We start from the raw sequence: 7,853 nt of genomic DNA on the forward strand, positions 1-7,853 counted from the left end.
AAGATAGGCGTCAAGCGTCGAGACCGTGATCGCGTCGTCGCCGCGCGCGGCCGCCTGTCCTTTCTCGATGCCCTCGACCAATGCCAGGGTGAACGCCCCGTTCTTCCACACGCTGCTCTCCACCGAAGTCTCGTCGCCCTTCGAAGAGGCGAACGTGACAAGGCCGCCGTTCTCGGGTGACGTGACGGTGTTGACAAGCTTGCTGACGTCGACCGGCGAACGCGTCGCGGCGCCGCCGGCATGGCAGGTGTCGAGGAACCAGATCACCTTGCCGGGCGCAGTTCTCAGCGCGCGGCTCACGTCGTCCTGCGACAGGCCCTTGCCATGCGCCTGATCCTCGGTCGCGTCCGAAGGCAGGAACCAATACATCAGCTTCTCGTCGGTCAGGCCGTGGCCGGAGAGAAACAGCACGCTGACGTCTTCGGGGCCATTCGCCTGGCTCGCGAGCCAATCGAGGCCATCGATCAGGCTGGCGCGCGTGACGTCGCGATCGACGATCACCCGCGTCTCGACCTCAGAATAATAGCCGCCCTTTTGTCCCTCGAGCGCATGGGCGAAATCCTGAGCGTCCTTGGCGGCATAGGCGAGCGTCATGTCCGGGGAGGCATAGTCGCTCACCCCTGCGATCAGCGCATGCAGGCGGTGCGGTTGGGGTTTTGACGCGACGACCCCGGTCCATGTCAGCTTCACCCGCGTGACTTCGCTCTTGATGTCGCCGGAATAGGCGACCAATCCGACCACGACGTCGTGCGGCGGCAGCGCGACCGTGAGCGAACCTTGAATCTCCGCATTGGCGTCGGCCGATCGCACCGGCAGCCCGTGCCGTTTCAACGGTCGGTCGTCGATCAGCACATCGACGCTATCGACGGGCAGGCCGGAAGGCGAGCGCCAGACATAGTCAATCTTCGCCTCCGGCGTTGCGAAGCGCCCGCCGTCGGGGGGATCGGCGATACGGATCACCGGCGGCAGTTGGGCGACAAGGGGCGTATTGTCTTCGCGTCGATGCGCTTTGGCGTTGGCTTGTTTGACCGCCGCGTCCTCGTCGAGCGTGTCGAGCACGAGCTGGACGATGTCGGGCCGGTTGAAGCGATCGCGAAAGCGCGAGGCGGGGAAGAAGTCCGCGGCTTGATTCCAGCCGCGATTGACGTGCCAACCGATCAGGTCCTCGCCGCCGGGCGAGGCCATGTAATAGCCGGTCGGCGTCCAGGCGACCCAGGTCTGGGTGTCGCGGTTGACGAACAGGGCGAGCAACTCGCGGCCGTTGTCGATGCGATGCCAGCGGATCGTCCCGTCGCCGTAAGCCGCGACGATCAGGCGATCGTCCGCGGAGATGTTCACGCCTTGTGTGATTTCGGGTGCGTCGACCCGCCAAACGACGCCGCGAGCCGCGATTTTCCTGAGAGCGTAAATGGTTCCGAGGACGTAGCTGCCGCGGTCAGGACTGATTGCGACCGAGGTGACGATTTCATCGTGGGCAAGCGTGACGGGTCCGTTGAGGCCGGGGGGAGCCTCCCCGACGATCGGGTCGCTTAATCCCGGCGGTTGAGTGGGGGAATCGTCAAGCGTGGCGCGCCGGACGTCGAAAAGAGCCGGCCGAGCGGCGCCCTTTTCGAGGCCGAAGCGAACGCTATTCCCGTCATTGGCGACTTCAAACGCCGCGCCGAGCTTTTCGCGCATATCGACGCCCACGCCTCGCCGCCAGAAAAGCGCGCGGCCGCTTGCGTCAATAAGGCCAAAGGCAGGATCGGCCGTCGCGACCACGAGCCCATCGGCGCATTGACCGATGTCGCGGATCGTGTTGGACGCGAGCGCGACCGGCGGGTCGTCGAGGCGCCGACCGTCAGGGTCGAACAGCAAGAAGCGAAGCTTGCCATCGCGGTTATATCCACCCGCCGCTATCAGGACTTTGCCGTCGCCGCGCCAGGAAAGGCCCGTGAGGCCAGCGCCATGGCTGTTGCCGCTGATGCCGGAGGCGGCATGATAGGATAAATTCGGCGCATCGTAGAGGTCGATCGCGAACGTATCGCCGAAGCTGACAGCGATGCGCCCGCCCAAAGGGTCGATCGCGACGGCATCCGGACTACGGCCACCGCGGGTCTTGACGACGGCCTCGAGGCGAAACGCTGGCCCTGGACCGTAGCGGCGAATGTTCCCGTTGGCGACGGTATACAGCCGCCCGTCCGGCGCGAAGGCGGCGCTAAAGCCGTCACCGCCCGTCGTCCTGTCGGCCGCGACTTCACGCCAAGTCATAGCGTCGATGATCCGGAGGCCCGCGTTGTCGCCGAGCGTTGCCGCTAGCCAACGCCCATCGCGGGAAAACGCGAGATGCTCGACGATATTCTCGAACGCGCCCACCCTCGCGACAAGAGCTCCGCTGGCCGTGTCGAAGACGTCGACCGCGGCTTTATGGTCGACATCGATATGCGCGTCCCAGCCTCCCGCCGCGACGACACGCCCGTCCGGAGACATCGCGACCGCATTCAGGCCGCCGGCATAGCCGGCGCCGATCTGCGGTCGCAACACGCGCAACAGCTTGCCATCTGGAAGCGACCAGAGCCGCACGGTCTTGTCGTCCGACGACGTCGCCGCGAGCCGGCATTGCGCGTCAGCGGCGACGCCGCTGACCGGAGCCACGTGCATCCCGGTCTCGATCCGCAGCACCGGCTCCTGGTCCGGGCATGCCGCCTTCGCCGCCGCAAGTGCTTCGCTGGCCGTCCCATCGACCGGGCCGGCGTAGCAGCCCGCGTCCGTGAGTCGCTGCTGCAGCCCCTTGATCTCGTCTCCGTTCATCGTGGAAAGTTCGCGGGCTTGAGCCGACGTCGCCGCGGCCAGCAGCAAGACGCACAGCCAAACCAACCATCGCGCGATCATTGTTTGTCTCCGCGTCGACCTCATCGCGCCGCCGCCCTTCCAAGAGAACCCCGCCGAGCGCGCAGAATGACTGGCTTGGCGGAGGGATACAAGCGGGACGCTAGGCGTCGCCACCGTGATCAGGCGAGCGCGCTTCCCTTCTCCGGTGAAGTCAGAGAAAGGGTTTGACCCGTCAGGGCTTTCGCACCTGGGCGATCGTGAAGTCCGGTTCTTGCGGCGGGCGGCCCATAACCGGGTGTTGTTTGTTGTCCGTCAATTCGCCGACGCGCTTGGCGACGAAAGCGTCGAGTTCGGAGGTGGTGATCTTGCCCTCGCCGAATAGGTCCGCCTTACCCAGATCGATGCCCTCGACGATCGCCTTGGTGAAGGCGCCGTTCTTCCAGACGCTACTCTCGACGGACACCTCACGCCCTGTCGAAGAAGCGAAGGCGACGATGCCGCCGCTCTCCGTGGAGGTCACGCGATTGACGAGCACCGTGACGTCGACCGGCGCGGGGCGGGACGCTCCGCCGGCGTGACAGGTGTCGAGGAACCAGAGCACTTTGCCGTCGAGGCCTTGCAGGGTCTGGCGGATTTCCATCTGCGAAATGCCTTTGGCGCGCGCGTCGTCCTCCGTGGAGTCCGAGGGCAGGAACCAGTAGGTCTGTTTCTCGTCGGTGAGCCCATGCCCGGCCAGGAACAGCACACTGACGTCGTCGGCGCCGGGCGCTTGTTTCTCCAGCCATTCGAGCCCGGAGATCAGGCTCGCGCGCGTGACGTCGCGATCGAGGATCAGCTTGACCTCGACGTCGCCGTAAAAGCCGCCCTTCTGCCGCTTCAGGGCGGCGGCGAAATCGCGCGCGTCCTTGGCGGCGTAGGCGAGGGCCATGTCGGGCGAGGCGTAATCCCCGACCCCGGCCACGAGAGCGCGCAACTTGCGGGCGCTGGCGGCGACTGGCGACGCGCCGGTCCAGATGAATTTCACCCGCGCCGCCTCGCTCGCGATGTCGCCCGACCATGCGATCAAGCCGATTTCGACGTCGCGCGGCGGTAGTGCGACGTTGAGTGCGCCAAGGGTCTCGACGGCGGCGTCGGCGGGTTTGAGCGGGAGGCCGATCTCCTTGGCGGGCCGGCCGTCGATCAGCACGTCGATCCGATCGACAGGCAGGCCCGAGGGCGCGCGCAGGCCATAGCTAAGCGTCATTGAGTCCGAGGCGAACTTGCCGCCGTTGGCGACGTCGCCGATGCGGATGATCGGCGGCAATTTCGCCGTCAGCGGTGCGGCGTCCTCGTGGCGCCGCGCGACTTCGTCAGCGCGCCGGATCGCCTCGCCCTCGTCAAGCGTCTCCAGCACGAGGCGCACGATGTCGGGGCGGCTGAAACGATCGCGAAAGCGCGAGGCGGGGAAGAAATCCGCCGCTTGCTCCCAGCCGCGATTGATCTGCCAACCGATTAGATTTTCGCCGCCGGGCGAGGCCATGTAATAGCCGGTGGGCGTCCAGGCGACCCAGCGCCTATCCCTAGCGTCGACGAATAAGGAAAGCAATTCTTGGCCGTCGCTCCAACGTAGCCACCGGATCACGCCGTCGGAATAAGCGGCGACGATCAGATCGCCGTCCTTGGCGAGATTCACGCCCCAAACGTTTGCCGGCGAGGGCTTCGACCAAACCACGCGCCCATGGGCGTCGAACCTGCGAACAGAGCCGCGCAAGCCTAGGATGAAGCCGCTCGAATCGGGGCGGATCGCGAGCGAGGTGGATATGTCATTTTGCTCAAGCTTATACGGCGCGCCCGCGAATTGGGGAGACTCGCTCATGAACCAATTGGCGATCGGAAGACCCTCCACGCGAGGCTGTGAGAAACCCGCCTGTCTCGGAGCAGCCTCGAATAGCGTAGCCGCGCTGGCGTCGAAGACGACAGGATCTTCGGCGCCGAAGTCGAGGCCGAAATCGACACGCGTTCCCGATGACGAGACCATGAACGCATCGGCGACCTTGTTTTCCAGGATCGGGGCGCGGCTCTCGCGAACCAGCTTCGCGCCGCCGTCCGCCTGCAGCAGACCGAAGCCAGTGTCGAAGGTCGCGAAAGCCATGGCGTCGCCGCAAGGCGTCATGTTCACGAGGGCGTCAGAGGCCGGAACGATATCATCCCGCAGCAACTTGCCGTCCGCGCTCCAGACCCGGGCGAGCCATTGGGGTTTATCGCCGACCTGTCGGTCGTATTTGCCGCCCGCTATCAATCGCCGACCGTCCGACGACCATGCTACCGCGACGAGGTCGCCGTTGACGGTCGTCAAATCGGGCGTACCCAGCCAATGTAGATCGTGAGCGTCGAATAGGTCGAGCATCGGGGTGTCCGCGTAGCTGACCGCGATCCTCTGGCCATTGGGCTCCACAGCTATCGAGTAAAGTTCGCCGCGGTGCGGCGCGGTTACCCGCTGGGGACGTCTCGATTTGGAATCGTATCGGGATATCCATCCAGAGGAGCCCGTCGCGAACAACACGCCGTCGGCGCCGTAGGCGACGCCATGGGCGCTGCCGCGCGGGGACGGTTGATCACGAAAAATCAACGCGCCCGTAGCGACGTCGAATACGCGCACTCCGCCCCATTGTAAGGCGGCGGCCAACTGTCGCCCATCAGGAGAAAACGCCAGCGAGAGCGCGAAGGCGTCGTCGAGCGCGCCGATGCGCCTTATTGACGCGCCGGTCGCCGCATCGAAAAGATAGATCCCGCGCTTGCCGTCGATGCTCACATGCGCGTCGTCGACGCCGGCCGCGACCCATTGACCGTCTGCAGAGATAGCGACCGTATTCACTTTGCCTCCCGCGCCGCTGTCGATGGGAAGCCGCTGCACGCGCAAAGGTTTGCCGTCTGGCATCGACCAAAGCCGCACGGTCTTGTCGTCCGAGCCCGTGACTGCGATGGAGCAACGGGCGTCTACCGCCATATGGCTGATTTGCGCGACGTGCATGCCGGTCTCTATTCGAAGCGTCGGCTCTTGGTCAGGACAGGCCTTCACGCTGGTCTCCAGCCCGACGCTCGCCTTGCCGTCGAAAGCTCCTCGGTAACAGCCAGCATTGGAGAGGCGCTGCTGCAACACCTTGATCTCTTCACTGCTCATTGCGGAGAGTTCGCGCGCGCCGCTCGGCCCGGCAATCGCTATGGTAAGAATTGACAAAGCCGCTATCGCGCGAAGAGCGTGAAACACACGGGCCTCCCGGTTCGGTCACGACGGAACTCGACAGGCGACAATGTGGCGCGCCGCGTAAGGATAGGCAATGATTATACGGAGCGAGTCCCGGCTGCGATCGACGCCTGTCTCGCGCTTTGACTGCGCGCCGCGGAGAGTCGACGCCTCATCAACACCAAGGTCTAACGGGCTTCGACTGTCCTGGCGCCAATCCGCCCAAATGCGTCAATATGCTTTGATAATCGCGATCGCCTGGCTTGTAGACTAGTAAACTTTCGATGATCTTATCGGGGTCCAGCGCTCTTACCTGCAGCGTGATTGTTTTGTCGTCCGCCATTGTAGCAACCCCAATGCTCTCGACGTCCTCGCATCTGACGGGCGCATCCGCCAGATGGTTTTCCGCGCCCGCGTAAGATGCAGATACACAAACGCCGAGAGAGGCGAAAACCATGCATGACGAAGATAGCCACGTGTTCAAGATGCGCATCTTTCAGGCCGCCTTTGCGCCGTGATAATTGAATATCAAAGTCGCCCTATGTCTGCGGCGCCCATGATTTTATTGCCGATCTCGTCCCGCACGAGCGCGAGAATCTGGCCCAACGCATTTGCCCCTTCGTAGCCGCCGTCATTTTCAACGACGCCCCAAAAGATGTCGTTCCAGGAATTGAGCTCGAATATCTGGCGCGCGCCAGTTGCGGCAAGTTTGGCAAGGCGGCGATTCCGATATTTCCGCCACTGCAGCCAAAGCATAGTTGGGATTTTCACAATGGTCCAATCGGACCGCATCGTTAGCGATCGACCGAGCTCTTTAGCGCGGCTCGGCGTCTCGGCGAGCTGGATTTTGAGGCGTTCGGTCGGATCGAGAGTCTTCGCGGCTTGATAGGCGTGCTCTACGGACCTGTAGCGCACGCCGTCGAGGATGATCGAAACGGGCCAGAAGGAGACGCCTCTGTAAAAGACCAGAGATTTAAGCGATGGACCGGGCGACGCCTCGTGTTGGAAGGCGGCACGCCACCGAAAGGTGCCCCATTTCTTTTCGAAAAAGATATTCGTTTCTATCGCCGCGCGTGGGCGAGACTTGCCGGTGAGCGGCGAGGCGGCCTTAGGGCGCCGCGATGATCGAAAACTCCGCGCCGCCGAGCCGGCCGTTGACGTCCTTGATCTCGACATGAAGCCTATGCTCGCCTGGCGGCGTCTCCGCCTGCGGCATCGCAATGCCTGTCGGCGAGAGATAGGCATTGACGCGCTCTGTCAGATCGACCGGCGGGGTCTTCTCATAGGTGACGACGAGCGTATTGAGGTCGACCGGCACGCCGTCGCGGCTCTCGAATTTGATCGTCAGCGCGAAAGGCGATTTCACGCTGGCCGCGTCGCGCGCGGGCGACAATAGCAACACCCTGGGTCCCGACATCGCGCCGCGCTCGCGCTTGTCGGCGTCGGGAAGCTTGGCTTCGCGGGACGTGATCAGCACCTCGGCGAAGGCGGGCGCCGCATAGAGACATAGCGCAAGAAGCAAAACGCTGGCCTTGATACTTGTCTGCCGCATGCTCCGGTCTCCTCGTTCACGGCAGAGCGCCGTCGTTTCTCAGCATGGCGGCCATCCCGGCTTGATTCAAGCGCCAAACGGTCACGGCGTCCTCGCCTGGGCGAAGGTGAAGTCCGTCTCCTGCGGCGGGCGCAGCATATTGGGGTGTTGCGCGTCGTTGGTGAGCTTGCCCACGCGAAGCCGAAGATAGGCGTCAAGCGTCGAGACCGTGATCGCGTCGTCGCCGCGCGCGGCCGCCTGTCCTTTCTCGATGCCCTCGACCAATGC

Annotated in this window: 5 protein-coding genes; all 5 read right to left on the reverse strand. The window is 64.1% G+C overall.

Features of this window, described 5'->3' with window-relative positions; translation table 11 throughout:
* On the reverse strand, positions 1-2,871 hold a 2,871-nt coding region (locus tag GSQ90_RS00010), incomplete at its 3' end, for a caspase family protein (protein WP_158812429.1).
* 172 nt (positions 2,872-3,043) lie between these two features.
* Positions 3,044-5,971 (reverse strand): caspase family protein, encoded by a 2,928-nt coding sequence (locus tag GSQ90_RS00015; protein ID WP_158812430.1) that lies wholly within the window; start codon positions 5,969-5,971, stop codon positions 3,044-3,046.
* Between the two features lie 591 nt (positions 5,972-6,562).
* Positions 6,563-7,210 (reverse strand): NADAR family protein, encoded by a 648-nt coding sequence (locus GSQ90_RS32785; protein ID WP_371418309.1) that lies wholly within the window; start codon positions 7,208-7,210, stop codon positions 6,563-6,565.
* Positions 7,143-7,586: a hypothetical protein gene (locus GSQ90_RS00025; RefSeq protein WP_158812432.1), complete on the reverse strand. Its 444-nt coding sequence runs from the start codon at positions 7,584-7,586 to the stop codon at positions 7,143-7,145. The genes GSQ90_RS32785 and GSQ90_RS00025 overlap by 68 nt, the downstream gene beginning before the upstream one ends.
* A gap of 81 nt (positions 7,587-7,667) precedes the next feature.
* Positions 7,668-7,853 (reverse strand): hypothetical protein (locus tag GSQ90_RS00030; protein WP_158812433.1); only part of this gene is annotated, 186 nt, incomplete at its 5' end.

It is taken from the genome of Methylocapsa sp. S129 (assembly GCF_009765995.1).
Lineage (GTDB): Bacteria > Pseudomonadota > Alphaproteobacteria > Rhizobiales > Beijerinckiaceae > Roseiarcus.

Coding starts and splice junctions, on each gene's coding strand:
- GSQ90_RS00015 (WP_158812430.1), bottom strand. CDS start 5,971: ATGAGCAGTGAAGAGATCAAGGTGTTGCAGCAGCGCCTCTCCAATGCT.
- GSQ90_RS00025 (WP_158812432.1), bottom strand. CDS start 7,586: ATGCGGCAGACAAGTATCAAGGCCAGCGTTTTGCTTCTTGCGCTATGT.
- GSQ90_RS32785 (WP_371418309.1), bottom strand. CDS start 7,210: ATGTCGAGATCAAGGACGTCAACGGCCGGCTCGGCGGCGCGGAGTTTT.